Origin of the sequence: Pseudomonas saliphila (genome assembly GCF_008638345.1) — a bacterium.
Classification (GTDB): Bacteria; Pseudomonadota; Gammaproteobacteria; order Pseudomonadales; family Pseudomonadaceae; genus Halopseudomonas; species Halopseudomonas saliphila.
The window spans coordinates 13,779-38,383 of record NZ_VTVA01000009.1 but is presented as its reverse complement, the minus strand read 5'-3'; the positions used below and the strand labels follow the sequence as shown (position 1 = coordinate 38,383).

At 59.3% G+C, this 24,605-nt stretch carries 26 protein-coding genes and 2 tRNA genes; 20 read left to right on the top strand and 8 right to left on the bottom strand.

The window, feature by feature from the left end; genetic code table 11:
• Positions 1-122 precede the first annotated feature (122 nt).
• The 4 genes from FHK95_RS11405 to FHK95_RS11390 form a co-directional block, all read right to left on the bottom strand.
• A complete protein-coding gene (locus FHK95_RS11405) occupies positions 123-638 on the bottom strand; it encodes a disulfide bond formation protein B (RefSeq protein ID WP_150304754.1) in 516 nt (171 codons plus the stop codon).
• Between the two features lie 197 nt (positions 639-835).
• Positions 836-1,330: a protein-export chaperone SecB gene (gene secB, locus FHK95_RS11400; protein ID WP_150304753.1), complete on the bottom strand. Its 495-nt coding sequence runs from the start codon at positions 1,328-1,330 to the stop codon at positions 836-838.
• A 59-nt stretch (positions 1,331-1,389) separates the two neighbouring features.
• Positions 1,390-1,647, bottom strand: a complete 258-nt coding sequence (gene grxC / locus FHK95_RS11395) for a glutaredoxin 3 (RefSeq protein ID WP_150304752.1) — start codon at positions 1,645-1,647, stop codon at positions 1,390-1,392.
• A gap of 1 nt (position 1,648) precedes the next feature.
• On the bottom strand, positions 1,649-2,083 hold the full coding sequence (locus tag FHK95_RS11390) for a rhodanese-like domain-containing protein (protein WP_150304751.1): 435 nt from the start codon (positions 2,081-2,083) through the stop codon (positions 1,649-1,651).
• A gap of 180 nt (positions 2,084-2,263) precedes the next feature.
• Here FHK95_RS11390 and gpmI point away from each other — a divergent pair, with 180 nt between their 5' ends.
• The 4 genes from gpmI (at position 2,264) to FHK95_RS11370 (ending at position 7,289) form a co-directional block, all read left to right on the top strand.
• Positions 2,264-3,802 carry a 2,3-bisphosphoglycerate-independent phosphoglycerate mutase gene (gpmI, locus tag FHK95_RS11385; protein ID WP_150304750.1) on the top strand — a complete coding sequence of 513 codons (1,539 nt, stop codon included), beginning with the start codon at positions 2,264-2,266 and terminating at the stop codon, positions 3,800-3,802.
• A gap of 13 nt (positions 3,803-3,815) precedes the next feature.
• Positions 3,816-4,997, top strand: coding sequence for a murein hydrolase activator EnvC family protein (locus tag FHK95_RS11380; RefSeq protein ID WP_150304749.1), 1,182 nt, complete (start codon positions 3,816-3,818; stop codon positions 4,995-4,997).
• 91 nt (positions 4,998-5,088) lie between these two features.
• Positions 5,089-6,372: a S41 family peptidase gene (locus FHK95_RS11375; protein ID WP_150304748.1), complete on the top strand. Its 1,284-nt coding sequence runs from the start codon at positions 5,089-5,091 to the stop codon at positions 6,370-6,372.
• Entirely contained in the window at positions 6,369-7,289 is a 921-nt protein-coding gene (locus tag FHK95_RS11370; protein ID WP_150304747.1) for a divergent polysaccharide deacetylase family protein, read from the top strand. Before FHK95_RS11375 ends, FHK95_RS11370 begins: the two co-directional genes overlap by 4 nt.
• Before the next feature lie 256 nt (positions 7,290-7,545).
• Here the strand turns inward: FHK95_RS11370 and hisF are convergent, their stop codons facing one another.
• From hisF to hisB, 4 genes are all read right to left on the bottom strand, one after another.
• Positions 7,546-8,319 (bottom strand): imidazole glycerol phosphate synthase subunit HisF, encoded by a 774-nt coding sequence (gene hisF, locus FHK95_RS11365; protein ID WP_150304746.1) that lies wholly within the window; start codon positions 8,317-8,319, stop codon positions 7,546-7,548.
• A 39-nt stretch (positions 8,320-8,358) separates the two neighbouring features.
• The gene (gene hisA, locus FHK95_RS11360; RefSeq protein ID WP_150304745.1) at positions 8,359-9,096 is read right to left on the bottom strand and encodes a 1-(5-phosphoribosyl)-5-[(5-phosphoribosylamino)methylideneamino]imidazole-4-carboxamide isomerase; all 738 of its coding nucleotides are present in this window, start codon (positions 9,094-9,096) and stop codon (positions 8,359-8,361) included.
• A 109-nt stretch (positions 9,097-9,205) separates the two neighbouring features.
• On the bottom strand, positions 9,206-9,853 hold the full coding sequence (hisH, locus tag FHK95_RS11355) for an imidazole glycerol phosphate synthase subunit HisH (RefSeq protein WP_150304744.1): 648 nt from the start codon (positions 9,851-9,853) through the stop codon (positions 9,206-9,208).
• Positions 9,854-9,856: 3 nt separating this feature from the next.
• Positions 9,857-10,450: an imidazoleglycerol-phosphate dehydratase HisB gene (hisB, locus tag FHK95_RS11350; protein WP_150304743.1), complete on the bottom strand. Its 594-nt coding sequence runs from the start codon at positions 10,448-10,450 to the stop codon at positions 9,857-9,859.
• Between the two features lie 112 nt (positions 10,451-10,562).
• Here hisB and FHK95_RS11345 point away from each other — a divergent pair, with 112 nt between their 5' ends.
• From FHK95_RS11345 to phnD, 16 genes are all read left to right on the top strand, one after another.
• A complete protein-coding gene (locus FHK95_RS11345) occupies positions 10,563-11,675 on the top strand; it encodes an NAD(P)/FAD-dependent oxidoreductase (protein WP_150304742.1) in 1,113 nt (370 codons plus the stop codon).
• Positions 11,676-11,739: 64 nt separating this feature from the next.
• The gene (locus FHK95_RS11340) at positions 11,740-13,908 is read left to right on the top strand and encodes an AsmA family protein (protein WP_150304741.1); all 2,169 of its coding nucleotides are present in this window, start codon (positions 11,740-11,742) and stop codon (positions 13,906-13,908) included.
• Positions 13,905-14,951: an A/G-specific adenine glycosylase gene (mutY, locus tag FHK95_RS11335; RefSeq protein ID WP_150304740.1), complete on the top strand. Its 1,047-nt coding sequence runs from the start codon at positions 13,905-13,907 to the stop codon at positions 14,949-14,951. Before FHK95_RS11340 ends, mutY begins: the two co-directional genes overlap by 4 nt.
• A 33-nt stretch (positions 14,952-14,984) precedes the next feature.
• Positions 14,985-15,257 (top strand): oxidative damage protection protein, encoded by a 273-nt coding sequence (locus FHK95_RS11330; protein ID WP_150304739.1) that lies wholly within the window; start codon positions 14,985-14,987, stop codon positions 15,255-15,257.
• An 87-nt stretch (positions 15,258-15,344) separates the two neighbouring features.
• A tRNA-Phe gene (locus tag FHK95_RS11325) sits at positions 15,345-15,420 on the top strand.
• 511 nt (positions 15,421-15,931) lie between these two features.
• Complete coding sequence (locus tag FHK95_RS11320; protein WP_150304738.1) at positions 15,932-16,819, top strand: DMT family transporter; 888 nt, start codon at positions 15,932-15,934, stop codon at positions 16,817-16,819.
• A gap of 247 nt (positions 16,820-17,066) precedes the next feature.
• A complete protein-coding gene (locus tag FHK95_RS11315) occupies positions 17,067-17,834 on the top strand; it encodes an ABC transporter ATP-binding protein (protein ID WP_150304737.1) in 768 nt (255 codons plus the stop codon).
• Between the two features lie 12 nt (positions 17,835-17,846).
• A complete protein-coding gene (locus tag FHK95_RS11310) occupies positions 17,847-18,596 on the top strand; it encodes an ABC transporter substrate-binding protein (protein WP_150304736.1) in 750 nt (249 codons plus the stop codon).
• A gap of 46 nt (positions 18,597-18,642) precedes the next feature.
• Positions 18,643-19,335 carry an ABC transporter permease gene (locus tag FHK95_RS11305; RefSeq protein ID WP_150304735.1) on the top strand — a complete coding sequence of 231 codons (693 nt, stop codon included), beginning with the start codon at positions 18,643-18,645 and terminating at the stop codon, positions 19,333-19,335.
• A 20-nt stretch (positions 19,336-19,355) separates the two neighbouring features.
• Positions 19,356-20,033 carry an ABC transporter permease gene (locus tag FHK95_RS11300; RefSeq protein ID WP_408003617.1) on the top strand — a complete coding sequence of 226 codons (678 nt, stop codon included), beginning with the start codon at positions 19,356-19,358 and terminating at the stop codon, positions 20,031-20,033.
• Between the two features lie 3 nt (positions 20,034-20,036).
• Positions 20,037-21,233, top strand: coding sequence for a methyltransferase (locus FHK95_RS11295; protein ID WP_150304733.1), 1,197 nt, complete (start codon positions 20,037-20,039; stop codon positions 21,231-21,233).
• 333 nt (positions 21,234-21,566) lie between these two features.
• Positions 21,567-21,642: transfer RNA gene (locus FHK95_RS11290), tRNA-Thr, on the top strand.
• Positions 21,643-21,892: 250 nt separating this feature from the next.
• Positions 21,893-22,384 (top strand): helix-turn-helix domain-containing protein, encoded by a 492-nt coding sequence (locus tag FHK95_RS11285; protein WP_150304732.1) that lies wholly within the window; start codon positions 21,893-21,895, stop codon positions 22,382-22,384.
• On the top strand, positions 22,381-22,557 hold the full coding sequence (locus FHK95_RS20465) for a helix-turn-helix transcriptional regulator (protein ID WP_150304731.1): 177 nt from the start codon (positions 22,381-22,383) through the stop codon (positions 22,555-22,557). The genes FHK95_RS11285 and FHK95_RS20465 overlap by 4 nt, the downstream gene beginning before the upstream one ends.
• Positions 22,558-22,911: 354 nt before the next feature.
• Positions 22,912-23,739, top strand: coding sequence for a phosphonate ABC transporter ATP-binding protein (phnC, locus tag FHK95_RS11275; RefSeq protein ID WP_150304730.1), 828 nt, complete (start codon positions 22,912-22,914; stop codon positions 23,737-23,739).
• Positions 23,736-24,599: a phosphate/phosphite/phosphonate ABC transporter substrate-binding protein gene (phnD, locus tag FHK95_RS11270; RefSeq protein WP_150304729.1), complete on the top strand. Its 864-nt coding sequence runs from the start codon at positions 23,736-23,738 to the stop codon at positions 24,597-24,599. The genes phnC and phnD overlap by 4 nt, the downstream gene beginning before the upstream one ends.
• Positions 24,600-24,605 lie beyond the last annotated feature (6 nt).

Genomic DNA, 24,605 nt, shown 5'->3' with positions numbered 1-24,605 from the left:
GTGTTGTGCCAACAGAATAGGCCACTCCGGTCTCCGTCATCAAGAGGTGAAGCTGCCAGAGATCCGTCGGTATGTTCTGCCGCTGCGCGCGCGTGTCAAGAAAAGTGTGCAGGCTTGCGAGGCTAATCATTTTGGCGCAGCAGTTGCAGCAGACCGAACACCACGTAGCCGATGAAGGCGATCAGCGTATATTCAGCGATGCTCAAACCGAGGAACGTCCAGGTGACCGCTGCGCAATCGGCGGTGCCGCTGAATACCAGGCGGAGCATTTCCTGAAAGGGCAGCACATCCATCATGTAGTCGAGGCTCGGCAGACAGGACGGCAATTGATCGGCCGGCTGGTGCTGTAGCCAGACCTGGCGGCCCGCGATAGCCACACCAAAGGCGCCAGTCAGGGTGATCAGCAGGCCGTATACACGCGAGGCGATGGGCCGTTTGAGCGATGCGGCGGGCGTTGGATTATGCAGCATCGCGGCAAGACTGATCAGACCGAGGACGATGAATACCACGCGTTGCACGATGCACAGCGGACAGGGCTCAAGCCCCATGACGTGCTCCATGTACAAGGCAACCGCTAGCAATACGAGACAGAGAATGAAAGACAGCAGATAAAGCGGGCGTGAGGCAGGTTGGGTCATGCTTGAATCCATCAGAGCATCGGGCGGTGGCCTACCTTAGAACAAGGTATGGGGGCTGACAAGCGAAGCACGTGCTGGCTGCACACTGCGACAGCGCCTAGCGGTCGCAGAGCGGCCCTGGTGCGGTTTATCGCGGCCGTGAGTGAGGTGGGCGGTAACCCACCTGCGCGGTGCGCGATAAGTGCCCAGGTCCCAGTTCAGGCAGTACCGGCGGCTTCCTGCTGACGACGCTGTTCATTCTGCGCATAGAGTGCGTCGAAGTTGACTGGCGACAACATCAAGGGAGGGAAGCTGCCACGGCCAACCAGGCTATCGATCGCTTCGCGGGCATAGGGGAACAGAATGTTCGGGCAGAAGGCGCCGAGGGTATGACGCATCGCTGCTTCGTCCAGGCCAGTGATGGCGAAGATGCCGGCCTGCTGGACTTCAGCAATGAAGGTGACTTCGTCTTCACCGTTGGTCACGGTAGCAGACAGGCTCAGCACCACTTCATGAATGCCTTCCTGAAGCGCGGTGTGCCGGGTGTTCAGGTCCAGATTGACCTTGGGGCTCCACTGAGTCTGGAAAACCGCCGGTGACTTAGGCGACTCAAAGGAGAGATCCTTGACGTAAATGCGCTGCAGGCTGAACTGCACGGCAGGTTGGTCGTCTGCGCCGTTGGCAGCGGGTTTGTTCTGGTTATCGTCGGCCATATTCGGTCCTTAAGTATGTTGTTTTTTAATGTTGTGATGACTGGTATAGGTTGCTGGAGCTATTTGCTCAGCAAGGAATCCAGCTTGCCGGAGCGTTCCAGTGCAAGCAGTTGGTCGCAACCGCCCACATAGGTTTTGTTGATCCAGATCTGCGGCACCGAGGTGCGCCCGCCAGCGAGGCGGGACATCTCGGCGCGGACCGCTGGCTGACCGTCAACCACGATTTCCTTGTACTCGACTTTCTTGCTGTCCAGCAACTGCTTGGCGCGGATGCAGAATGGACAGTAATTGCTGCTATAGATAGTTACTTCAGGCATGTTATTTCACCAGTGGGAGGTTGTCGGCTCGCCATCCGCTTATGCCCCCGACAAGCCTGTGCACGTTGTTGTGTCCCGCCGCCTTGAGCTGTTTGGAGTAAGCCCCGGCATGTTGACCGCTGGCGCAAACCAGGATGATTGGCTTGTCCTTGTACTTGTCCAGTTCTACCAGACGCGTCGGCAGACTGTCATGGGGAATGTTGATCGAATCGACGATATGGCCAGCCGCATAGTCTTTCTTGGGGCGGATATCGACGACCTGGGCATTCTCCCGATTAATCAGGTTGGTCGCCTGTTGCGTGGTGATGGATTTTCCAGCTTTGCGACCTTCAGTGATGATCAGCAAAGTCACTACCACCAGAAACGCGAGGGCGAGCAGATAATGGTTGCCGAGAAACTCGGTAAATTTTTGGATGAACTGCAAAAGAGCCTGCATTGGACGTGTTCCGGGTCGATAAAGTCCGCCAGTATACACAGCCAGTCTGGGTCACAGTACCTCCCCCGCGCATGACAGTCCGGTGCGGTGCAAGTAAACTGTGGCCAAGACGCCTGTCGGGTCCTGCGAGGCCGCCGGCGGGTACGCTTTCCACGAAGACAACCTGTGAGCCTACTCCGTATGACAGCTGCCCCAAAACCTCTGGTACTGATGATTCTCGATGGCTTCGGTTATAGCGAATCACCCGAATCCAACGCCATCATGGCGGCGAGAACACCGGTCTGGGATCGACTCTGGTCGACCTGCCCGCACACGCTGGTATCGGGCTCGGGCATGGATGTCGGTTTGCCGGATGGTCAGATGGGCAACTCTGAAGTCGGCCACATGAACCTGGGCGCCGGTCGCGTCGTTTATCAGGATTTTACCCGCGTCACCAAGTCCATCATGGACGGCGATTTCTATGAGAACTCCGAGCTGTGCAAGGCTGTGGACGCGGCGGTCAAGGCCGAGCGCGCAGTGCATGTCATGGGCTTGCTCTCACCGGGTGGTGTGCACAGTCACGAGCAGCAGCTGGTGGCAATGGTGGAGCTTGCTGCCCGCCGCGGCGCCGAGCAGATCTATGTGCACGCGTTTCTGGACGGCCGCGATACGCCGCCCCGGAGCGCGGCACCGTCGCTTGAGCTGCTGGAAGAAACCTATCGTCGACTGGGCAAGGGCAGAACCGCGAGCCTGATTGGCCGCTACTTTGCCATGGACCGTGACAACCGTTGGGAGCGCGTCGAGGCCGCGTACAATCTGGTCGTCGAAGGGCAGGCAAGTTTCTCCGCTGTGGTCGCGGCCGAAGGGCTCGAAGCCGCCTACGAGCGCGGCGAGAATGACGAGTTCGTCAAGGCCACCACCATTGGTACTCCGGTGCGGGTGGAAGACGGCGATGCGGTGATTTTCATGAACTTCCGTGCTGACCGTGCCCGTGAACTGACGCGCGCCTTCGTCGAACCCGGTTTCGATGGTTTTGTTCGCCAGCGTCAGCTGAAGCTCGGCGGTTTCGTCATGCTTACCCAGTACGCGGCAGACATTCCTGCTCCGTGCGCCTTCCCACCCTTCTCGCTGGACAACGTGCTGGGCGAGTATCTCGCCAAGCAGGGCAAGACCCAGCTGCGCATCGCCGAGACCGAGAAGTACGCCCACGTCACCTTCTTCTTTTCCGGTGGGCGCGAAGAGCCCTTCGAAGGTGAAGAACGCATTCTGATTCCCTCGCCCCAGGTAGCGACCTACGACCTGCAGCCGGAAATGAGCGCGCCGGAAGTAACCGATCGCATCGTCGAAGCCATCGAGCAGCAGCGCTACGACGTGATCATCGTCAACTACGCCAACGGTGACATGGTGGGGCATACCGGCATATTCGAGGCGGCGGTAGCGGCGGTCGAGTGCCTGGATGTGTGCATCGACCGTATCACCCAGGCTCTCGCCAAGGTCGGTGGCGAAGCACTGATTACGGCTGATCATGGCAATGTTGAACAGATGTCCGATGACAGCACCGGACAGGCACATACCGCGCATACCTGCGAGCCGGTACCCTTCGTCTATGTAGGTCCGCGTAACGTCAGCCTGCGTGACGGCGGCATCCTGTCCGACGTGGCGCCAACCATGCTGACTCTGCTCGGGCTCGAACAACCTGCAGAAATGACAGGTCGCTCCATTGCTAGCCTGGCGTCCTGAGGGAGCCACAGCGATGCGACTCGGCCAGCGCCGGCGGTCAGGCATGCGGATCGGCCTGCTGCTATTGTTGATGGCATTCGGCGCTGCATTGGCCGCGCCGGCTGTCGCGCAGGATTCACGCGAAGCCAAGGCGGAACTCAAGCAGACCGAGCAGGAAATTGCCAGGCTGAAGAAAATGCTGGGTGACCTCAAGCAGGATATGTCCGGACTCGAGCAGGAGCTCAAGCAAAGCGAGTCCGAGATTGGTCGCCTGCAGAAGGAAAGTGAAACACTCGAACAACAGATAGAAGAAGGCGAGTCCCGCATTGATGATCTACGGGACCAGGCTGAGTCCCTGCAGGCCGCCCTCGAGCAGCAGGAAGAGCAGATTGCCCGGCAGGCCCGTTCGGCTTATATGGCCGGTCAGCAGGACTATCTCAAGCTGGTATTGAATCAGGATGATCCTTCCCGCGTTGCGCGGATGATGCGCTATTACGAATATGTCAGTCGCGCGCGCATGGAAGAAATCACCACCTACAACCACACCCTGGCCCAGATCCAGCAGGCCAGCGCGGCGATCGTGCGTGAACAGGCGCAGCTGCATGAGCATCGCGAGCAGTTGGCGGAGCGGCAGCAGGGCGTCGAGGCGCAGCGAGAAACGCGTGCGCAGCTGCTGGCCAGTCTGAAAAGCGAAAGTCGCACCAGCGAGCAGCATTTGAAACAGCGTCAGTCCGAGCGAGCGGAACTGGCCGCACTGATCAAGAAGCTCGACGAAGCCATCACCAGCATTCCGACTCCAGCCGGCAGCCTGCCGTTTGCCAATGCCAAGGGCAAGTTGCCCTTGCCGGTCAAAGGGACCATTCAGGCCAAGTTCGGCAGTCAGCGGGGCGATGACGCGCGCTTGAAGTGGGACGGACTGGTCATCAGTGCCAAGGCTGGCACCACGGTTCATGCTATTCATGGTGGTCGAGTGGTCTTTGCCGACTGGTTGCGCGGCTCCGGTTTGTTGCTGATTCTTGATCACGGTAATGGGTATCTCAGCCTGTATGGCCACAACCAGACGCTGTTGCCCGACGTTGGCACCTGGGTGCAGCCCGGCGAGGCTATTGCCACCGTTGGCACCAGTGGCGGCCTCTCCAGCTCCTCACTGTATTTTTCCATCCGCAAACAGGGCCGTGCGCTGGACCCGTTAGCCTGGTGTATGCTGTCGAGCTAATGAAGGACGTTTCGGAAGAGCCGGGCCGATATGGCGCAGGTGTTTTCCAGCGGTCCCTCAGATCAAATAAAACCTGTGTTCGGAGAGTTAGATGATCGCTGCGCGTACCTTGTCCGCTATCTGCCTGAGCCTTGCTCTGGCTGTCGTTCCGGCTCATGCCCAGCGCCAGGACGAGGCGCCAGCTGCACCCTTGCCCCTCGACGATCTGCGCACATTCGCTGAAGTGCTCGAGCGTATCCGCGCCGCCTATGTTGAGCCGGTGGACGACGCGACGCTGCTGCAGAACGCGATACAGGGCATGCTGGAAGGCCTGGATCCACACTCTTCCTATATGGAGCCGGAGGCCTTTCGCGGCTTGCAGGACACCACCACCGGCGAGTTCGGAGGTCTCGGCATCGAGGTCGGTCAGGAAGATGGCATGATCAAGGTGATCTCGCCGATCGATGACACGCCCGCGGCCAAGGCCGGCATCCAGGCCGGCGACCTGATCGTCAAGATCGATGACCGGCTGGTGAAAGGCATGAGCCTGATGGAAGCCGTCGAGCTCATGCGCGGCGAAGCTGGAACCAAGGTGGTGCTGACGCTGGTACGGGGCGAGGGCAGGCCGTTTGATGTCGAGCTCGAGCGGGCAGTGGTCAAGGTGGCCAGCGTGCGCACCGAAGATCTCGGCAAGGGCTACACCTACCTGCGCATCACCCAGTTCCAGAACAATACCGGTGACGAAGTACGCCGCACCCTCAACACTCTGACCAAGAACGACGAGTTCAAGGGGCTGGTGCTGGATCTGCGTAACAACCCCGGCGGTGTGCTGCAAAGCGCCGTGGAAGTGGCCGACAGCTTCCTGGATAAGGGCCTGATCGTCTACACCAAGGGGCGCTTGAGTAACTCCGATATGCGGTTCAACGCGACCAGTAACAATCCAAGCAAAGACGTGCCCGTGGTGGTCCTGATCAACGGCGGCTCCGCCTCGGCTTCAGAGATCGTCGCCGGCGCGCTGCAGGACCATTCCCGCGCTGTGATCATGGGAACAGACAGTTTCGGCAAGGGCTCGGTGCAAACGGTGCTGCCGCTGAATAATGACCGCGCGCTCAAACTCACGACGGCGCTGTACTACACACCAAATGGGCGATCGATTCAGGCCCAGGGCATCGTTCCGGATATCCGCGTCGAGCGCGGACGTCTGATACGCGATGAGCAGGAAGCCGGTTACCGTGAGGCTGACCTGGAAGGCCATCTGAGTAATGAAAACGGCGACGAGCGGCCGACCATCCGAACGCCCGTTACCCAGGGCGATAATCCGGAAGAAGCCGACTATCAGCTTAGCCAGGCGCTCAACCTGCTCAAAGGTCTGAATATCACCCGCGCCAAACAATGAAACGCATTGCGTTGGGGCTGCTGGCATTGATGCTCGCAGCCTGCAGCGACCCTGCGCCTGAAACCGCCGTTAATGATGAAAGCCCCGACCCTGTCAGTGAATCAGCCGATGCGCCGCCTGCTGTCCGGCCGGCGACTCCGGATGCCGACCGTCTGCGCGTTGAGTGGATGCGTATCGAGCATGGGGGTTGGGGGCAAGCCGAGCATAAGCCAGCGCTAGCAAGCGAATCAGCTGAGGCGAGTGATAGGCCGACGCTGGGCATCATCATTGACGATCTTGGGCATAACTATTCGCGTGGTCGGCGGGTTATTGATATGCCAGCTCCCGTCACGCTGGCGATCCTGCCGCACACCGCCGTGGCGGCCCGACTGGCGAAGGAAGCCAACGCAGCCGGGCGTATTGCGATATTGCACTTGCCCATGCAGAACGGCGCCAACCTGTCGCCAGGGCCGGGTGCGCTCTTTGCTGACATGGATCGCGAGACCTTCAGCGCCACTTTGCGAGGCAATCTGGATGATTTCGGACCAATTGTCGGTGTGAATAATCATATGGGCAGTCTGCTAACGACGCTGCGACCACAGATGAACTGGCTGATGGAGGAGCTGCGCGGGCGCGACTTGTTCTTTGTAGACAGCCGGACGTCAGCGCAGACCCAGGCCGCCGTTGCCGCCCAGGAGCACGGCGTTGCGCATGTATCGCGGAACGTTTTTCTGGATAACGAGCTGACGCCTCAGGCCTTGCAGAGTGCTTTTGATCGGGCGCTGGTAGAGGCGCGAACGAATGGCGTGGCGGTACTGATCGGACATCCGCATGAGCAGACGCTGGCGTTTTTGGAGCAGGTGTTGCCGGGGTTGGAGCAGCGGGAAGGGGTGCAGGTGGTGGCAATTGGAGAGTTGGTGGGGCAGGGTAAGCGCTGAGTGGGTGTGACGGTGTGAACCCAAAACAAGGCGTCCTTCGGCCGCCGATCGCGGCGAGTCGCCCCTCCCACAAATTAATTTTGTTGTCAGGCACTACAGTTGTGCGCACCCGAGCCGAGAAGATGGCCTTGTAGCTAACCACTGCCCGACCCAAGCAAAAGATCAATCGTTTACGACGGTTAATCCTGTGGGAGGGGCGATCGGGGCGCCGAACCGTCGCCGCGATTAGCGGCCGAAGGGCGCCCCGGGGTTGGTTCTACAACCGCATCTCAATCCCACGCTCAGCCATATACGCCTTGGCTTCCGCGACGGTGTATTCCCCAAAGTGAAAAATACTCGCCGCCAGCACCGCATCGGCGCCGCCTTCCAGCACGCCATCAGCAAGATGCTGGAGGTTGCCCACGCCGCCAGAGGCAATAACCGGGATATGCAGCGCATCGCTGATGGCGCGGGTGACGCCGAGGTCGAAGCCGCTCTTCATGCCGTCCTGATCCATGCTGGTCAGCAGGATCTCGCCGGCGCCGAGTGTTTGCATCTTGCGCGCCCACTCGACGGCGTCCAGTCCGGTGGGTTTGCGGCCGCCATGGGTGAAGATTTCCCAGCGTGGCGTCTCGCCGTCAGCTGAGACGCGCTTGGCATCGATGGCGACAACGATACACTGGCTGCCGAAGCGATCAGCCGCCTCACCCACAAATTCCGGATTGAACACTGCGGCGGTATTGATCGAGACCTTGTCTGCGCCGGCATTCAACAGGTTGCGGATATCGCTGACGGTACGCACGCCGCCGCCCACGGTCAGCGGAATGAAGACTTCGCTGGCCATGCGTTCGACGGTATGTAGCGTGGTGTCGCGTTCCTGGTGGCTGGCGGTAATGTCCAGAAAGGTAATCTCATCCGCACCCTGTTCGTTATAGCGCCGGGCGATTTCCACCGGGTCGCCGGCGTCACGGATGTTCTCGAACTTCACGCCCTTGACTACCCGGCCATTTTCCACGTCCAGGCAGGGAATAATTCTTTTTGCCAGTGCCATCTTCCGATCCTCACTTAAAACAAAGCCGGCTGCCGGCGATTAGCCTTGCGCGTCGTCGCAGAGCGCCTGGGCTTCGGCGACGTTGAGCGTGCCTTCGTAGATCGCGCGCCCGGTAATGGCGCCGACGATGCCCGGTGCGCCGGCATTCAGCAGGCTCTGGATGTCGCCCAGATTGTGGATACCGCCGGAGGCGATCACCGGTATGGAGGTCGCATTGGCCAACGCCGCAGTGGCTTCAACGTTGCAGCCCTGCATCATTCCGTCCTTGGCAATATCGGTATAGACGATCGCCGATACGCCGTCGGCTTCAAAGCGCTTGGCCAGATCGATGGCCTGGATGCTGCTGACTTCTGCCCAGCCGTCGGTGGCGACAAAGCCGTCCTTGGCGTCCAGCCCGACAATCACCTTGCCGGGGAAGGCGCGGCAGGCTTCGCCGACAAACTCCGGCTGCTTGACCGCCTTGGTGCCAATGATCACGTAGTTGACGCCCGCGCGAACGTAATACTCGATGGTCTCTAGCGAGCGGATGCCACCACCAATCTGGATTGGCAGATTCGGGTAACGGCGCGCGATAGCGGTGACCACCTCGCCGTTGACTGGCTTGCCTTCAAAGGCACCGTTCAAATCGACCAGATGCAGGCGGCGACAGCCGGCCTCCACCCATTTGGCAGCCATGGCTACCGGGTCATCGGAAAATACGGTGGCGTCATCCATAAGGCCCTGGCGCAAACGTACGCACGCGCCGTCCTTGAGGTCGATAGCGGGAATGATCAACATGGAATATGTTCCTTGGTGTGCGGCATCGCGGTAGACAAAAGGCTCAAGGCTGGCAGGCGAGGTACCGAGTCGGTTTTCTCGCCTGCTGCCTCAAGCGGTATGTTCGGGATTACCAGCGTCCATCCCAGGCCAGGAAGTTCTGCAGCAATTGCAGTCCGTTGGTGTGGCTTTTCTCGGGGTGAAACTGGGTAGCAAAGACATTGTCCTGGGCCAGCGCCGCGGCTATATCAACGCCGTAGTGGCAACGGCCGGCCAGTTGCGTCTGCCGGGTCGGCACACCGTAATAGCTGTGCACGAAGTAGAAGCGCGCGTCCTGCTCGATGCGGTGCCACAGTGGGTGATCAAGCGTCTGCTTGACCTGGTTCCAGCCCATATGCGGAACCTTCAGCCGCGTGCCATCCTCTTCCTGCAACTCATTGCCGAAGAATTTGACCTTGCCGGGAAACAGCCCAAGGCCGTCCACGCCGCCATTTTCTTCGCTGTGCTCAAGCAGCATCTGCATGCCCACGCACACGCCCAGCAGCGGCTTTTGCGTCGCGACCTGACGCACCACTTCATCCAGCCCAAGCTGGCGCAGCTCGCTGACGCAGTCGCGGATCGCGCCGACGCCGGGCAATACCACCCGGTCGGCGGCAAGGATGATCTGAGGATCGCTGGTCAGTTCGACATGGCGCGCGCCTACATGCTCGAGCGCCTTGGCGACCGAGTGCAGATTGCCCATCCCGTAGTCGATAACTGCTACGTGAGTATTCGCCATGGATTACAGGCAGCCTTTGGTGGAGGGCATCATGCCGGCCATACGCGGGTCCTCTTCGATGGCCATGCGCAGCGCACGACCAAAGGCCTTGAACACGGTTTCGATCTGGTGATGCGTATTGGTGCCGCGCAGCGTGTCGATGTGCAGCGTCACTAATGCGTGATTTACGAAGCCCTGAAAGAACTCCTGGAACAGATCGACGTCGAAGCCACCGACAGTTGCACGGGTGAAGGGCACATGCATCTGCAGGCCGGGGCGTCCGGAGAAGTCGATCACCACGCGCGACAGTGCTTCATCGAGCGGAACATAGGCATGCCCGTAACGACGAACGCCTTTCTTGTCGCCAAGGGCTTTGGCGAAAGCCTTGCCCAGGGTGATGCCGACGTCTTCCACGGTGTGGTGGTCGTCAATATGCAGATCGCCGCGACAGTGTATCTTCATGTCGATCAGGCCATGCCGGGCTATTTGGTCCAGCATGTGCTCAAGGAAGGGAACGCCGATATCGAAGTCTGCCTGGCCGGTACCGTCCAGATTGATGTCGACTTTGATTTGCGTTTCCAGCGTGTCGCGCTCGACGCTTGCCTTGCGCTCAGCCATGGCAGTTCTCCAGTAATACGATCAAGGCCGAGCATTATACGTACAGCGTGGGGCGCGGGCTACATCAGGGGTCAGGAATGTGGAACAGGGTAATTCCAGCAAGGGAACAGCAATGAATGATTTTGACGTAGTGGTAGCGGGGGCCGGCGTAGTCGGTCTGGCAATAGCGCAGCATCTGGCCGCAGCGGGCCGCTCTGTAATAGTGCTGGAACAGGAAAGCTGGCCGGGGCAGCACGCCTCAAGCCGCAACAGTGAAGTCATCCACGCGGGCATTTATTATCCGCCGGGCTCGCTCAAGGCGGCGCTATGCAAACAGGGGCGCGACCTGCTGTATGCATGGAGCGAACGCCACAACGTACCGCACAGGCGTATTGGCAAGCTGCTGGTGGCCGTCGAACATGGGGAGATGGCGGCGCTACAGGCGCTGCATGATAACGCTACCGCCAATGGTGTGGAGCTGCAGTGGCTGGATGCCGAGCAGGTGCATGCGCTGGAGCCGGAGGTCAACGCCGTGGCCGGGCTGTTCTCACCGCTGACCGGGATCATCGATAGTCATGCGCTGATGCAGTCATACGAAGCGGCGCTGCAGTCCCATGGCGGAACGCTGGTCTGCAACGCGCGTATCGAAGCTGTCGAACCGACCGCGGACGGCTTGCGCGTCACAGGTCACAGCGCAGGCGAATCCTTCGAGCTGAGCACTGCCTGGCTGATCAATTGCGGTGGGCTGTTTGCGCAGCAGTTGGCGGCCAACGTCAGCGGGTATCCCCGCTCGGCTATTCCGCCCATGCATTACTGCAAGGGCAGCTACTTCGCCTATAGCGGGCCTTCACCCTTCCGGCATTTGGTTTATCCTATGCCCGAAGCCAACACCGCAGGGCTTGGCGTACACGCTACGCTGGATATGGGCGGTCAGCTGCGCTTTGGGCCGGATGTGCTGTATCAGGACGATCTGAATTATCAGGTCGACGCGTCTCTGGCGCCCCACTTTGCCAAAGCCATTCGCCGTTATTGGCCGCAGTGTGAGCCAGAGCGTCTGGTGCCCGGTTATGCGGGCATTCGTGCCAAGCTCAGCGGGCCGGGCGAAGTGGCGCGCGATTTCACTCTGCAGGACGAGCGGCTGCACGGTGTCAGCGGGCTGATCAACCTGTTCGGCATCGAGTCGCCTGGCCTGACCTCGAGCCTCGCTCTGGCCGCCGAAGTAGCCAGGCGGATGGACAGGCTCTAAGGTGATGCATTTTACGATACATACAGCGGGCCGATGGTCCGGGCATGAATAACAAGGGGTACCCATGAAAGCGCTAAAAATAGTTGGTCTGGTGGTGTTCGGCTTACTGGTGCTGGGGGTGGGGCTGCTGTTTTTCCTGACTCGCATTTTCGACCCGAATGATTACAAGGACAATATCCAGCAGGCCGCCCGGGAGCACGCCAATGTCGAGCTGACGCTGGATGGCGACATCGCCTGGTCGTTGTTTCCCTGGCTGGGCATCGAGCTTGAGCAGGTGGGTGTGGCACCGATCGAGCAGCCTGATCAGCAGCTTGCACAGGTGGGTTCCATGGGCCTTGGCGTCAAGGTGCTGCCGCTGTTGCGCAAGCAGCTGCGTATGGATGATGTCATTCTCGACAGCGTCACCCTCAACCTGGTCCGTAACCAGGAGGGCGTCGGTAACTGGGAGTCGATCGGCGCCAGCGAAGAGGAGGTTCAGGAAGAAGGCGCAACCACCGAGGCGGAGCCGGATCAGGGCGGAACGGATCTGGACATTGCCATTGAGAGCGTGCGGATCACTAATGCCAACGTGCGTTACACCGATGAGCAGGCGGGCCAGAGCCTCCAGATGGAAGACATAAACCTGACCACCGGTGCGCTGATCGAGGGCGAATCCTTTGATGTCGAATTTCTGGGTCTGTTGATTGTGGATGATCCGGCGCTGCGGGTGCGCCTGGATCTGAACAGCGTCGCGCGTTTCGACCTGGATCTGAACCGATATGAGCTGGAAGCCATCGATCTCAAGATCGATGCCAGCGGCACACCGTTCTCCGGGCGTGCGGTCAATCTGGAGCTGCAGGGCAACGCCCTGGTTGACCTCACTGCGCAGATCGCGGAACTCAACGAAATGCGTCTGACAGTGGCCGATATGCGTGCAACGGGCCAGCTCAAGGCCACCGAGCTAGATGGCGATATGAAGCTCGTCGGTAACCTGGACGCCGCCGAATTCGACGGTCGCAAGTTCATCGCCTCGCTGGGCCAGGAGTTGCCGGAAACTTCCGATCCCCGTGCGCTGGAAGCCGTCGCGCTGTCCGCCAATATCAATGGCACGGCTAACAGCCTGATGCTGAACGACCTGACATTGGTGCTGGATGGTAGCGAGCTGACCGGTAGTGCCGGGCTGGCAAACTTTGAACGTCAGGCACTGCGCTTTGATCTCACCGGCAACAGCCTGAATATCGACAAGTATCTTCCTGCTGAAGAAGAACCGACCGAAGACGCGGCGCCTAAGCCAGTATTGCCTTCGGGTGGTAGCCGCACGGGCGTCGCACCACCCGCCTGGAGTGACGAGGCCGTTTTGCCGCTGGAAACGCTGGCCAGCCTGGACGTAGATGGTCAGTTGAGCCTGCAGGAAGTCATCGTCACCGACCTGACTATCAGCCCCTTCGAGGTCAGCGTGTTGGCCAATGACGGCGTGGTTCAGCTCCGGCAGCTGAGTGGCGGTGTGTTTGGCGGCGAGTTTACCGCTGAGGGTGAGATCAACACCCGCAGCACACCTGCTACCGTCAGCATCAAACCCGTACTCACCGGTATTGATTCGTTGGCGCTGCAGGAGGCCTACGAGCAGCCGCCGCAGATACGCGGTCTGGTTGATCTGAATGCCGACCTGCAGGCTCAGGGCAACAGTCTGAATCGCTGGATGGACACGCTTGATGGCAACGCCAGCTTCACTGTCAATGACGGCGCGCTGATCGGCGTGAACCTCGAACAACAGCTGTGCAGCGCCATTGCTCTGGCCAACCGCAAGGCACTGTCCGAGGCGCGCGGCGCGCAAGACACCCCCTTCCGCCGCCTGCAGGGCAGCTTCAACATTGAAAACGGCCAGGTCCGTAACGATGATCTGGTGGTAGCGCTACCGGGCATCGCCGTCAAAGGGCGCGGTGATGTGAACCTGCCGCAGCAGACAATGGATTATCGCCTCGGTCTGCTGATTGAAGGCGACACCCGTGAAATGCCGGATCCCGCCTGCCAGGTTAACGAGCGCTATGTCGGTATCGAATGGCCAGTTCGCTGTGAAGGCTACCTGCACAACGCCGCCAGCAGCTGTGGCGTCGACGGTGATGGCGTGGCGAAGATTGCCGGGCGCCTGATTGGTGATGAAGCCAAGCGCAAGGTCGAAGAGAAACTGGAAGACAAGCTGGGCGAGCAGGCTCCGGCCGTCCGTGATGCGCTGCGGGGTCTGTTAGGCCGGTGAGTCCTGTAGCCTTTTCGCAGGCGGTGCTTGAATGGTACGACCGCCACGGCCGCAAGGATCTGCCTTGGCAGCAGGATATGACGCCCTACCGTGTGTGGGTGTCGGAGATCATGCTGCAACAGACCCAGGTGGCCACCGTCATCCCCTATTACCAGCGCTTCATGCAGGCCTTGCCCAGCGTGCAGGCGCTGGCGGAGGCGCCCGCCGACGAGGTGCTGCACCTCTGGACGGGGCTGGGTTATTACAGCCGCGCACGCAATCTGCACAAGGCGGCGCAGACCGTTGTCGAGCAATTTGATGGGGTATTTCCCGCCAGTGTTGAAGGGCTTACGCAACTGCCGGGGATAGGTCCTTCAACCGCGGGTGCCATCGCCAGTCTGAGTATGGGCCTGCGCGCGCCCATTCTCGATGGTAACGTCAAGCGCGTGCTGGCCCGGTATCACGCCGTCGAAGGCTGGCCGGGCGAGCGCGCCGTGCATGACCGGCTCTGGGGCATGGCCGAACGCTATACGCCCACTGAGCGCGTCAACCACTACACTCAGGCCATGATGGATCTGGGTGCCACGCTCTGTACGCGTAGCAAGCCAAGTTGTCTGGTGTGCCCGCTGCAAGTGGGATGCGAAGCGCGGCAGTTGGGCGAGCCGACCCGCTATCCGAATGCCAGGCCGCGCAAAGTGTTACCCGTACGCCAGTGTGTGATGCCGATGCTGGTTAATCCGGACGGCGATATCTGGCTTGAACGGCGACCTGACTCCGGCCTCTGGGGCGGCCTGTGGTGTCCGCCGCAGCTGGATGACCTGATGGGGCTGGAGCAGCTGTTCGAACGCCTGGGTTGGCATTCAGAGGCGCCACAGGTGCTGGAGCCGCTGCGGCACACCTTCAGTCACTTCCATCTGGATATCCAGCCACTGGTAGTGCGGGTCGAGCCCGGTCATGCCGTGACCGAAGCGGGGCAGGTCTGGTATAACCTGCGCCAACCCACCCGCCTTGGCCTGGCCGCGCCGGTCAAGAAGTTGCTCAAGCGGGCCGAACTGATCATCTAGCCGATTTCCCAATTCATTCTGAAGGAGTAGCTCATGTCCCGCACGGTGATGTGTCGCAAGTACAAGCAGGAGCTTCCAGGTCTCGAGCGTCCGCCCTATCCGGGCCCGAAGGGCGAAGCTATCTACAACGATGTATCGCAAAAGGCCTGGGATGAATGGCAGGCGCATCAGACGATGCTGATCAACGAACGTCGCCTGAACATGATGGATGCCGAGGATCGGCGCTTCCTGCAGGCCGAGATGGAAAAATTCCTCGCCGGTGAAGATTACGCCCAGGCCGAGGGTTACGTGCCTCCGGAGCAATGACCGTCTGGTAAGCGGCTGAAAAAATGGAATTATTTTCCTGGCCGCGCTTGACACATACCCTCTGAAACCGTTTAATAGCGCCCCGTTGCCCAGATAGCTCAGTCGGTAGAGCAGAGGATTGAAAATCCTCGTGTCGGCGGTTCGATTCCGTCTCTGGGCACCATTATTTAGACAAAAAGGCTCACCTTGTGGTGGGCCTTTTTTGTTGTCTGCTCCCATGGAAGTTCCGCTTATTTTGGTAATTCCGCTATGCGGTACGCAGAAACTGTGTTGAAGTGTCTAGTACGCGGGTTCTAGCCGGCTTCTTAAATATTTCAAAGTGTTTCTGTCACAGCGAACCACCTATTTGTGGTGTACGTTGGAATAACCACCCTTAAGCAGTAGTGGCCGGGATGACTGATAAAAACAAACTCAAACCCTGTGCTTGGCCTCGATGTGCCGGGCTGACCTTCAATCGTTATTGCGTAGAGCATCAGGACCTGGCTTTAGCCTCCTGCCGCGAACCGGAAGAGCGACGATGTTGCACTAAAGACGACGCTGAACGGAGCACCTGACCAGAACGCTTATCGCGTCGGCGCGTTCGCGTAGCTACCAGATCGCCATTGCCCCAATTGGGTGCGCTTGGCATGCTTGGATTGCCTGAAACAATCTGGTCATGCTGACCCCGATCCGGAGTGCTGGTTATCCGCGCGTATATTTACCTGTTGCTGGCAGTGATCCTGTACGCCGGTAATATTCTGGTTGGCAAGGCGGTGGCCGGCAGTCTGCCGCCGGTTACCCTGGCGCTGGGACGAGTGCTGGTGGCGCTGATCGCGGTGGTTTGCCTGTTCGGTCCGGCGGCCTACCGACAGCGCGCACTGCTCATGCAGCAGTGGCGTGGTTTGCTGGCGATCGCCGTATCCGGCGTCGCGCTGTTCAATGTCTTCGTCTATTCCGCTCTCAAGTACACCAGCGCCACCAACGTAGCGGTGCTGGAATCGGGCGTGCCGGTGATTACCGCTTTATGCATGGCCGCGTTCTTCGGTGAACGGCTGCGGCGACGGCAGTGGCTTGGTATCGTCCTGTCGGTGGCTGGTGCGGCATGGGTGGTCTCCGCCGGCAACCTGAACCAGCTGCTTGAGCAGGCGAACCGCGGCGATGTGCTGATGTTGCTGGCGGTGTGCGCTTGGGTCGGCTATTCCTTCACGATCAGACACTGGATGGTTGGCCTACCGACATACGCCACCCTGGTGCCCTTGATGGCCATCGCGGCGCTGGTCCTGGCACCGCTGGCGCTGGTTGAAAATCTGCTCCTCGTGCCACGCTGGACACTCGATTCTCAGGCTTTCATGGCGTTGCTGTACCTTGGCCTGGGCCCCTCACTCGTCGCGTTTGTCGCTTATAACAAGGCGGTGCTGCTGGTCGGTCCGTCACGCTCGGCCGTCTTGTTGAATCTGCTGCCGCTGGTCACCATGGCTGGTGGATTCTGGTGGCTGGGCGCGCCAATAACCCTGGTGCAGGTAATAGGTTCAGGGGTGGTGGTTGTCGGCGTTACGCTGGTGGTGTTCGAGCGCCGCCGGTGAGATCAGGTAAGCCTCCCCTGTTGATTCCTGGCGCAGTAAAACTGAGCAAGCCATGCTCTTTATGGAAAGACTTTTGCATGAATATTCCATACATGACCCGATGAGCGCTCTTGGTCATGCCACCGAGCTGTGCTAGTTTTGCGCGCATAACAGAATGATTGCTGATTAACTGAATGATCTGTTCGGGATATTGCCCCCCGAGCTCAATGTATACGCGTCTGCGGGCGCACGACTTGGAAGGCCCTACGTGACACCGCCAGCATTGGAAGTGCGTGACCTGCACAAGCGCTACGGCGACCTTGAAGTACTCAAGGGTGTGAACCTTACTGCCCGTGACGGCGATGTTATTTCCATTCTGGGCACCTCCGGATCAGGCAAGAGCACTCTGCTGCGCTGTATCAACCTGCTTGAGAATCCCCATCAGGGGCAGATTCTGGTGGCTGGCGAAGAGATGAAACTCAAGCCCGGTCGCGACGGCGCGCTGGTTGCCGCCGACAACAAGCAGATTAATCGCTTGCGCGCCAACATCGGTTTCGTCTTCCAGAATTTTAATCTCTGGCCGCACATGAGCATCCTCGACAACATCATCGAGGCGCCCCGGCGCGTGCTGGGTCACCGCAAGGCCGATGCGATCGCCGCCGCCGAGCTGTTTCTGGAGAAGGTCGGCATCGCTGACAAGCGCCACGCGTTCCCCGCACAACTGTCCGGTGGCCAGCAACAGCGCGCTGCGATTGCCCGTACCCTGGCCATGCAGCCGCGCGTTATTTTGTTTGATGAGCCTACTTCTGCCCTGGACCCGGAGATGGTCCAGGAGGTGCTGAGCGTGATCCGTGCGCTGGCCGATGAAGGACGTACTATGCTGCTGGTTACCCACGAGATGGGCTTTGCCCGGAATGTGTCCAGTCAGATCGTTTTTCTGCATCAGGGACAGGTCGAGGAAATCGGTACGCCCGAACAGGTATTCGACAACCCTGTTTCCGAACGTTGTAAACAGTTCATGTCCAGCCACAGGTAAGGAGTTGTATCCATGAAGAGCTACAAAAAGGTATTGCTGGCCGCTGCGGCGTCCCTGTTCATGAGTGTCCCGGCAATGGCGGAAACGTTGCGCATCGGCACCGAAGGCGCCTATCCGCCCTTCAACATGATCAATAGTGATGGTGAGGTGGTCGGCTTCGATATCGATATCGGCATGGCGCTCTGTGAAGAGATGGGCGTCGAGTGCACGGTGGTCACCTCCGATTGGGACGGTCTGATTCCAGCATTGAACACGCGCCGATTCGACTTCCTGATTGCCGGCATGTCGATCACCGACGAACGCAAGCAGGCGGTCGATTTCACTGAGCCGTACTACACCAACAAGCTGCAGTTCGTGGCGCCGAAAAAGTCTGACTTCAAGGTCGATAAAGCCAGCCTCGAAGGCAAGACCATCGGCACCCAGCGCGCCACTCTTGCGGGCCAGTGGCTGGAAGACAACCTCGGTGATGTCGTCACCATTCGCCTGTATGACACCCAGGAAAACGTCTATCTCGAGCTGAACTCGGGCCGTATCGATGGCGCCTTGGCGGATAAATTCGTTCAGCATGACTGGCTGGAATCTGAAGCGGGCCAGGCCTTCGAATTCAAGGGCGAGCCCGTATTTGATGATGACGAGATCGGCATTGCCGTGCGCAAGGGTGATCCACTGCGCGAGCGTCTGAACAAAGCGTTGGCGGCCATCATCGAAGACGGCACCTACGAAGAGATCAACGCTAAATACTTTCCCTTCAGCATTCGCTGACCCGACGGCCGGGCCCTGCGGGGCCTGGCGCGACTGATAGATGCCCATGTTTGATTTGCACGGTTTTGGTCCAGCCCTTCTCGAAGGGACCTGGATGACTATTCGTTTGTCCCTGGCGTCGGTGGCGCTGGGACTGTTGCTCGGTCTGCTTGGCGCCAGCGCCAAGATTTCAGGCAACGTACTGCTGCGCGGCGCTGGCGGCTTTTATACCTCGGTAGTGCGCGGCATCCCCGAGACGCTGTGGGTGCTGATGGCCTACTTCGGTACCGTTTCCCTGATGAACTTGCTGGGGAGCTACTTCGGCAATCCCTATCTGACATTGAGCCCGTTCCTGGCGGGCACCTTGGCGCTGGGGCTCTGTTTCGGTGCCTACGCCACAGAGGTGTTCCGCGGCGCGCTGCTGTCGATCTCCCCTGGGCAACGAGAGGCCGGGCTGGCGCTGGGCATGTCCAACCTGCGGATATTCTGGCGCATCACCCTGCCGCAACTCTGGCGAGTCGCCCTGCCGGGTCTGGGTAATCTGTATCTGATCCTGCTGAAAGATACGGCCCTGGTATCGCTGATCACTCTGGAAGAAGTGTTACGCAAGGCTCAGGTCGCGGCCAATGCGACCCGCGAGCCCTTCACCTTTTACTTCACCACCGCGCTGATCTATCTGGGTCTGACCGTCATCATCATGGCCGCATTGCACTGGTTTGAGCGCCGGGCGAACAAGGGCTACGCAAGGACCGAGTTATGACCTGGGCTGAACGCTGGACAATGATCCAACCCTGGCTGCCGCAGCTCTGGGAAGGCACGCTGGTCACGCTGGAGCTGGTCGGGCTGGCGGTACTGATCGGGTTGATACTCGCCATCCCGCTGGGGTTGGGCAGGGCATCGCGACACTGGTACATACGCGCCGTCCCGTATTCCTACATCTTCTTCTTCCGCGGCACGCCACTGATTCTGCAGCTGTTTCTGGTGTATTACGGGCTGTCGCAGTTCGCGGTGGTGCGCGACAGCATGTTCTGGCCCTACCTGCGCGAGCCCTACTGGTGCGCGCTGATCACCATGACGCTGCACACCGCCGCCTACATTGCCGAGATCCTGCGCGGCGCGATCCAGGCGGTCCCGCCCGGCGAGGTCGAAGCGGCCAGAGCGCTCGGCATGTCGCGTAGCCAGGCGCTGCAATACATCATCCTGCCGCGGGCGATCCGTATCGGTCTGCCGGCCTATGGCAACGAGGTCATCCTCATGCTCAAGGCCAGCGCGGTGGTCTACACCGTTACCCTGATGGACCTGATGGGCGTGGTGCGAACCATCAACTCGCGTACCTACCAGTTCGAGCTGTTCTTTCTGGTCGCCGGTTTGATTTATCTGACCATCACCATCCTGTTTACCCAGGTGTTCAAGCTCGTCGAGCGCTGGTTGAAGATCGAGGCCAGCCGCAAGCGCTGAGTCATGGACTACCTGCAACGCTTTCAGCAGCTGGACGCCTGGTTGAATCAACACCAGGCGCTCTGGCGGGTGCGGCCCTTCACTCATCTGCACCTGCCCTGGGAACACCAGTGGCCGGAGCTTGCAGCCTTCCTGCGCGGCCGCTCACTGGAGCAGGCCGAGCAAAGCCACAACCAGCCCCATCTGGTCAATGCACCCGCTCCCTTTGCCGATCTGGCCAAGCAATCGCTGGCGCTGAGTCAGGTTGAAGACTGGTCGCGTGAGCCGCTTAATCAACGGCCGGAGCTGCTGACCCGCCATGTGCCGGGACGCAAATGGCAGCAGATTACCCGTTTTGCCGATATTGCCGAGCAACGCCTGCCGCAGCCCGCGCAACACTGGTTGGATTGGTGTGCTGGCAAGGGCCATCTGGGCCGACTGCTGAGCTTCAGCGGCGGGCAGCCGCTTACCTGTCTGGAATACGACCCCGCATTAAATGAGCAGGGCAGGGCGCTCAGCCAGCAGTGCAGCGTCGCCGCCTCGCATGTGGATATGGATGTACTCCGCGATGAGGCCTGGCAGACTCTGCAATCGCATCACACCCCGGTTGCCCTGCACGCCTGTGGTGACCTGCACATGACCCTGCTGCGCCAGAGTGTCGCGCGCGGCTGTGAACAACTGGTGCTGTCGCCATGTTGTTACAACCGGATCGAGTCCGAGCGCTATCAGCCACTGTCCGCCGCCGGCCGAAGCGCGCAACTCATACTCAGCAAGGACGACCTCGCGCTGCCGCTGTTGGAAAGCGTCACAGCCGGCCAGCGGGTGCGGCGGCTACGTGATCAATCCATGGCCTGGCGGCTGGCCTTTGATTTATGGCAGCGCGAAGCACGCGGCGTCGATAGTTACCTTCCTACGCCTGCAAGACCACAGAGCGCGTTGAATGTAGGTATCGCAGACTTCTGCCGCTTTCTCACCGCGCATCACCAGCTTCAACTTCCCGAGCCGGCGAGCTGGAGCGCGCTGGAAAAACGCGGCTGGCAGCGACTGGCTCAGGTACGCAACCTGGAGCTGGTTGGAGCGCTGTTCCGACGCCCATTGGAAATCTGGCTGCTGCTGGACCGCGCCCTGTTTCTGCAGGAATCCGGCTACTGTGTACAACTCGGCCAGTTTTGCCCCACAAGCCTTACGCCCCGCAACCTCATGCTCGTTGGGCATAAATAAACTGAACAGCTCACCACCAGCCTGTGAACGGGTTGCACACAGAGTTATCCACAGATTTGTTCTGGGGATTGTTATCCCCGGCATCTGTGCATAATCATGTTGACGACACTTTGATAGACCGCGGCGAGCCTTGATCTGCGCGGCCTGCAGGCTTCCGATCAAAAAATAACCGGAGTGGATAGTTTCACAAAAACAAGGGGTTAACCCCGCTTTGTCAAGTGCCGCGACAGAAACCATGCACAAGTGCGATTAATGGCCGCACCGGCAAAAAAACAGTGGATAACCCACCACAGGGCTTTACAGTTCAGCACGCATCTATATAATTCACCCCGCGCCGGTATAGCTCAGCTGGTAGAGCAACTGACTTGTAATCAGTAGGTCCCGAGTTCGACTCTTGGTGCCGGCACCAGCAAAATCAACGACTTAGGCCCGCCTCAAAAGCGGGCCTTTTTCGTTTCTGGCGTTTGGGTACCACTTTGGGTACCACTTCTCTCCGCGATCATGCGTCTTCCCGCTTCTAACACCTTTCGCCAAAAAATACCGAAACTCGGTGTTTTATCGCACATTCTCCATCTCGCTTTCGTATTTCATAGGTATCGCCAATTCACGTAGGAGACGAAGGCGATGACTTTTATTTCGATTTGCAAAGGTGGACATGTATGAATATCGAGCTCATGTCGGCCGTTTTTGCCCTGGAGTGTGACCCCCGCGACAAGAACCTAATGCTTTTTTTAGCGTTTCGCAGCAATGCAGATGGGTTGGCTTGGCCCGGAGTGGCTCGTATATCGGAGGCAATTTCCCAGTCCCTGCGGTCGACACAAAGAAGACTTAAGCGTCTTGTCGCCCAAGGGTTGTTGGAAATTATCCCTCGTACGGCTGCAGGTGGCCGTCAGACATCAAATTTTTATCTTTTGCTTCCCGCGGTGTCTCAAGCCTCCGCCCCTGAGACCAGCATAGCCGGCAACGGGTCGGATTTGTCACTCTCGAGGGTGACAGCATGGGTGTCGCCCCAAGAATTAACAAAAGAAAGAAAGTCTTCAGGGGTGGCATCTGGCGGCGAAGTTGGCAAGTACCACCTGGAACAGCTGCAGGACAGGCTGAGAAAACGGGGATTCAAAGCTAAGGTAGCCACAAACGGAGATGACCAATGAGTACTAGCGAGGTGCTTAAGACCACCAATGAAATTTGCGCCATATTACGTGTCAGCCGTCAGACTCTTTGGCGACTGACGAAAGACAATCCATCCCTTCCAGGAAGAGTCAGGATCGGCCGGTTAACGCGTTGGTCTGAGAAAGAGCTGATAGGATGGCTCAACTCCAGGTGACTCGGTAAGTGATAACTCTTGAGGACATCATCCACGGAGGGAGATGCCCTCCGGCGCACGCCAGAAGATCAAGCTACCTAGCCAAGTCCCTCGGCTCATCACGTCCCCATAACGTTTGCTTCCCGATATCAAAAGTTCGAGCTGTCCAACTGCTGCTTCGTCACGTGATAGCCTGCTTCGCAGCATATCTTCGCTCGGCTCGAACTGCGGTTCCGCGTGACCACCATGACACTCGAGAGCCTCAGCCTTCACCTCGCTGTCACATTCTTGCAGCGATGCTTTAACACGCCCTGCGTACCTTTCTGAATTGCGAACCGCAATCCTGCGGCTTTCAAAATTGCGAAAGGTGATCATATGACACCCCATCCGATACAGGACGCTGTGCTGCGTGTAGACCGGCTTAGTGTGGTCTATCCAGGCGGGGTAACCGCGCTGCGCGATACGTCGGTGGCTTTCCGGCGTGGCGAATTTACGGTGCTGCTTGGTCTCTCCGGTGCAGGCAAGTCGACCCTGCTCCGCAGTCTCAATCGACTGGTTATGCCTACGGACGGCACTGTATCCAGCGAGCTCGGCGAGCTTGGTGGTGGCTCCACCCTCCGGCAGCACCGTCGGCGTACCGCCATGGTTTTCCAGCATCATCAATTGATCGAGCGTCAGAGCGCGCTGGCCAATGTGCTGACTGGCCGGTTGGCATTTCACAGTACCCTCAGGTCACTGTTTCCGCTGCCGCGCGCTGATCAGGAGATTGCGCTCAAATGCCTTGCACGGGTAGGTCTGGCAGACAAGGCACTGAGCCGGGTGGACAAACTGTCCGGCGGTCAGCAACAACGGGTGGGCATCGCTCGTGCGCTGGCCCAACAACCGGCGATCATCCTGGCCGACGAGCCGGTAGCCAGTCTTGACCCCGCCACCTCGGTTCGGGTTCTCGGCTTGCTCCGCGACATATGCAAGGAAGACGGCATCACCGCCATCGTCTCGCTGCATCAGCTCGAATATGCCCGCTGCTTTGCCGATCGGGTGGTCGGGCTAGCCGACTCTAAGATCGTTTTCGACGCAGCACCATCGGAACTCACTGATGCACAACTCGACCGCATTTATGCGGGCCGCACCACGATTCGGCCAGTAACTCCGTCGGCCGAAGTTACCGCAATGTTTGCACCCTCACTGGAGATGTCTCGATGAAACGTTTAACTACGATGTTACTCGCTTGTTTGCTGGCCGCTGTCTCAAGTCTATCCGCCATAGCGGCGGACGCTGATCCGGATGTCCTGAAGGTCGCGCTGCTTCCGGACGAGAACGCCTCCGAGCTGATCAAGCGTAACCAGCCGCTGAAGGATTATCTGGAAAAGCATCTTGAAAAAAAGGTACAGCTGATCGTAACGACCGACTATTCCTCGATGATCGAGGCGATGCGCTTTGGCCGTATCGACCTCGCGTACTTTGGTCCCCTGTCCTATGTCATGGCCAAGAGTAAAAGCGATATCGAGCCCTTTGCTGCCATGGTCATTGATGGCAAGCCCACGTATCGCTCTGTGATTATTGCCAACGTCGCCTCGGGCGTGAACGAGTATGCCGACCTCAGGGGCAAGAAGATGGCTTACGGTGACCGCGCTTCGACTTCCAGCCATCTGATTCCCAAGACCGTTCTGCTCGAGACGGCCGGCCTCTCAGGCGGGCAGGACTATGAGCAGCATTTCGTTGGTACTCATGACTCGGTTGCGGTCAACGTGGCAAACGGCAACGCCGATGCGGGCGGGCTGTCCGAGGTGATCTTCAATCACGTGGCCGAGCGTGGCCTGATTGATCCAAGCAAAGTGAAGGTACTTGGCTATAGCGGCGAGTATCCACAGTATCCCTGGGCTATGCGCTCCAACCTGAGCCCCGAGCTCAAGGGGAAGGTGCGGGATGTGTTCGTCGGTATCGACGACCCTGAAGTGCTGAGCAGTTTCAAAGCCGAAGCCTTCGCACCCATTACAGATGCTGATTACGACGTGATCCGCCAGATGGGATCGCTGCTCGGCCTCGACTTCGCCACGCTGTGAGGACCG

Excerpts from the sequence above, each read along its gene's own strand:
- grxC (WP_150304752.1), bottom strand. The coding sequence starts at position 1,647 with ATGCCTGAAGTAACTATCTATAGCAGCAATTACTGTCCATTCTGCATC.
- FHK95_RS11330 (WP_150304739.1), top strand. The coding sequence starts at position 14,985 with ATGTCCCGCACGGTGATGTGTCGCAAGTACAAGCAGGAGCTTCCAGGT.
- FHK95_RS11285 (WP_150304732.1), top strand. The coding sequence starts at position 21,893 with ATGAATATCGAGCTCATGTCGGCCGTTTTTGCCCTGGAGTGTGACCCC.
- FHK95_RS11375 (WP_150304748.1), top strand. The coding sequence starts at position 5,089 with ATGATCGCTGCGCGTACCTTGTCCGCTATCTGCCTGAGCCTTGCTCTG.
- FHK95_RS11380 (WP_150304749.1), top strand. The coding sequence starts at position 3,816 with ATGCGACTCGGCCAGCGCCGGCGGTCAGGCATGCGGATCGGCCTGCTG.
- FHK95_RS11340 (WP_150304741.1), top strand. The coding sequence starts at position 11,740 with ATGAAAGCGCTAAAAATAGTTGGTCTGGTGGTGTTCGGCTTACTGGTG.
- FHK95_RS11300 (WP_408003617.1), top strand. The coding sequence starts at position 19,356 with ATGATCCAACCCTGGCTGCCGCAGCTCTGGGAAGGCACGCTGGTCACG.
- gpmI (WP_150304750.1), top strand. The coding sequence starts at position 2,264 with ATGACAGCTGCCCCAAAACCTCTGGTACTGATGATTCTCGATGGCTTC.
- FHK95_RS11390 (WP_150304751.1), bottom strand. The coding sequence starts at position 2,083 with ATGCAGGCTCTTTTGCAGTTCATCCAAAAATTTACCGAGTTTCTCGGC.
- FHK95_RS11370 (WP_150304747.1), top strand. The coding sequence starts at position 6,369 with ATGAAACGCATTGCGTTGGGGCTGCTGGCATTGATGCTCGCAGCCTGC.
- FHK95_RS11405 (WP_150304754.1), bottom strand. The coding sequence starts at position 638 with ATGACCCAACCTGCCTCACGCCCGCTTTATCTGCTGTCTTTCATTCTC.
- hisA (WP_150304745.1), bottom strand. The coding sequence starts at position 9,096 with ATGTTGATCATTCCCGCTATCGACCTCAAGGACGGCGCGTGCGTACGT.
- hisF (WP_150304746.1), bottom strand. The coding sequence starts at position 8,319 with ATGGCACTGGCAAAAAGAATTATTCCCTGCCTGGACGTGGAAAATGGC.
- FHK95_RS11345 (WP_150304742.1), top strand. The coding sequence starts at position 10,563 with ATGAATGATTTTGACGTAGTGGTAGCGGGGGCCGGCGTAGTCGGTCTG.
- phnC (WP_150304730.1), top strand. The coding sequence starts at position 22,912 with ATGACACCCCATCCGATACAGGACGCTGTGCTGCGTGTAGACCGGCTT.
- secB (WP_150304753.1), bottom strand. The coding sequence starts at position 1,330 with ATGGCCGACGATAACCAGAACAAACCCGCTGCCAACGGCGCAGACGAC.
- FHK95_RS11305 (WP_150304735.1), top strand. The coding sequence starts at position 18,643 with ATGTTTGATTTGCACGGTTTTGGTCCAGCCCTTCTCGAAGGGACCTGG.
- phnD (WP_150304729.1), top strand. The coding sequence starts at position 23,736 with ATGAAACGTTTAACTACGATGTTACTCGCTTGTTTGCTGGCCGCTGTC.
- hisH (WP_150304744.1), bottom strand. The coding sequence starts at position 9,853 with ATGGCGAATACTCACGTAGCAGTTATCGACTACGGGATGGGCAATCTG.
- FHK95_RS11310 (WP_150304736.1), top strand. The coding sequence starts at position 17,847 with ATGAAGAGCTACAAAAAGGTATTGCTGGCCGCTGCGGCGTCCCTGTTC.
- FHK95_RS20465 (WP_150304731.1), top strand. The coding sequence starts at position 22,381 with ATGAGTACTAGCGAGGTGCTTAAGACCACCAATGAAATTTGCGCCATA.
- FHK95_RS11295 (WP_150304733.1), top strand. The coding sequence starts at position 20,037 with ATGGACTACCTGCAACGCTTTCAGCAGCTGGACGCCTGGTTGAATCAA.
- hisB (WP_150304743.1), bottom strand. The coding sequence starts at position 10,450 with ATGGCTGAGCGCAAGGCAAGCGTCGAGCGCGACACGCTGGAAACGCAA.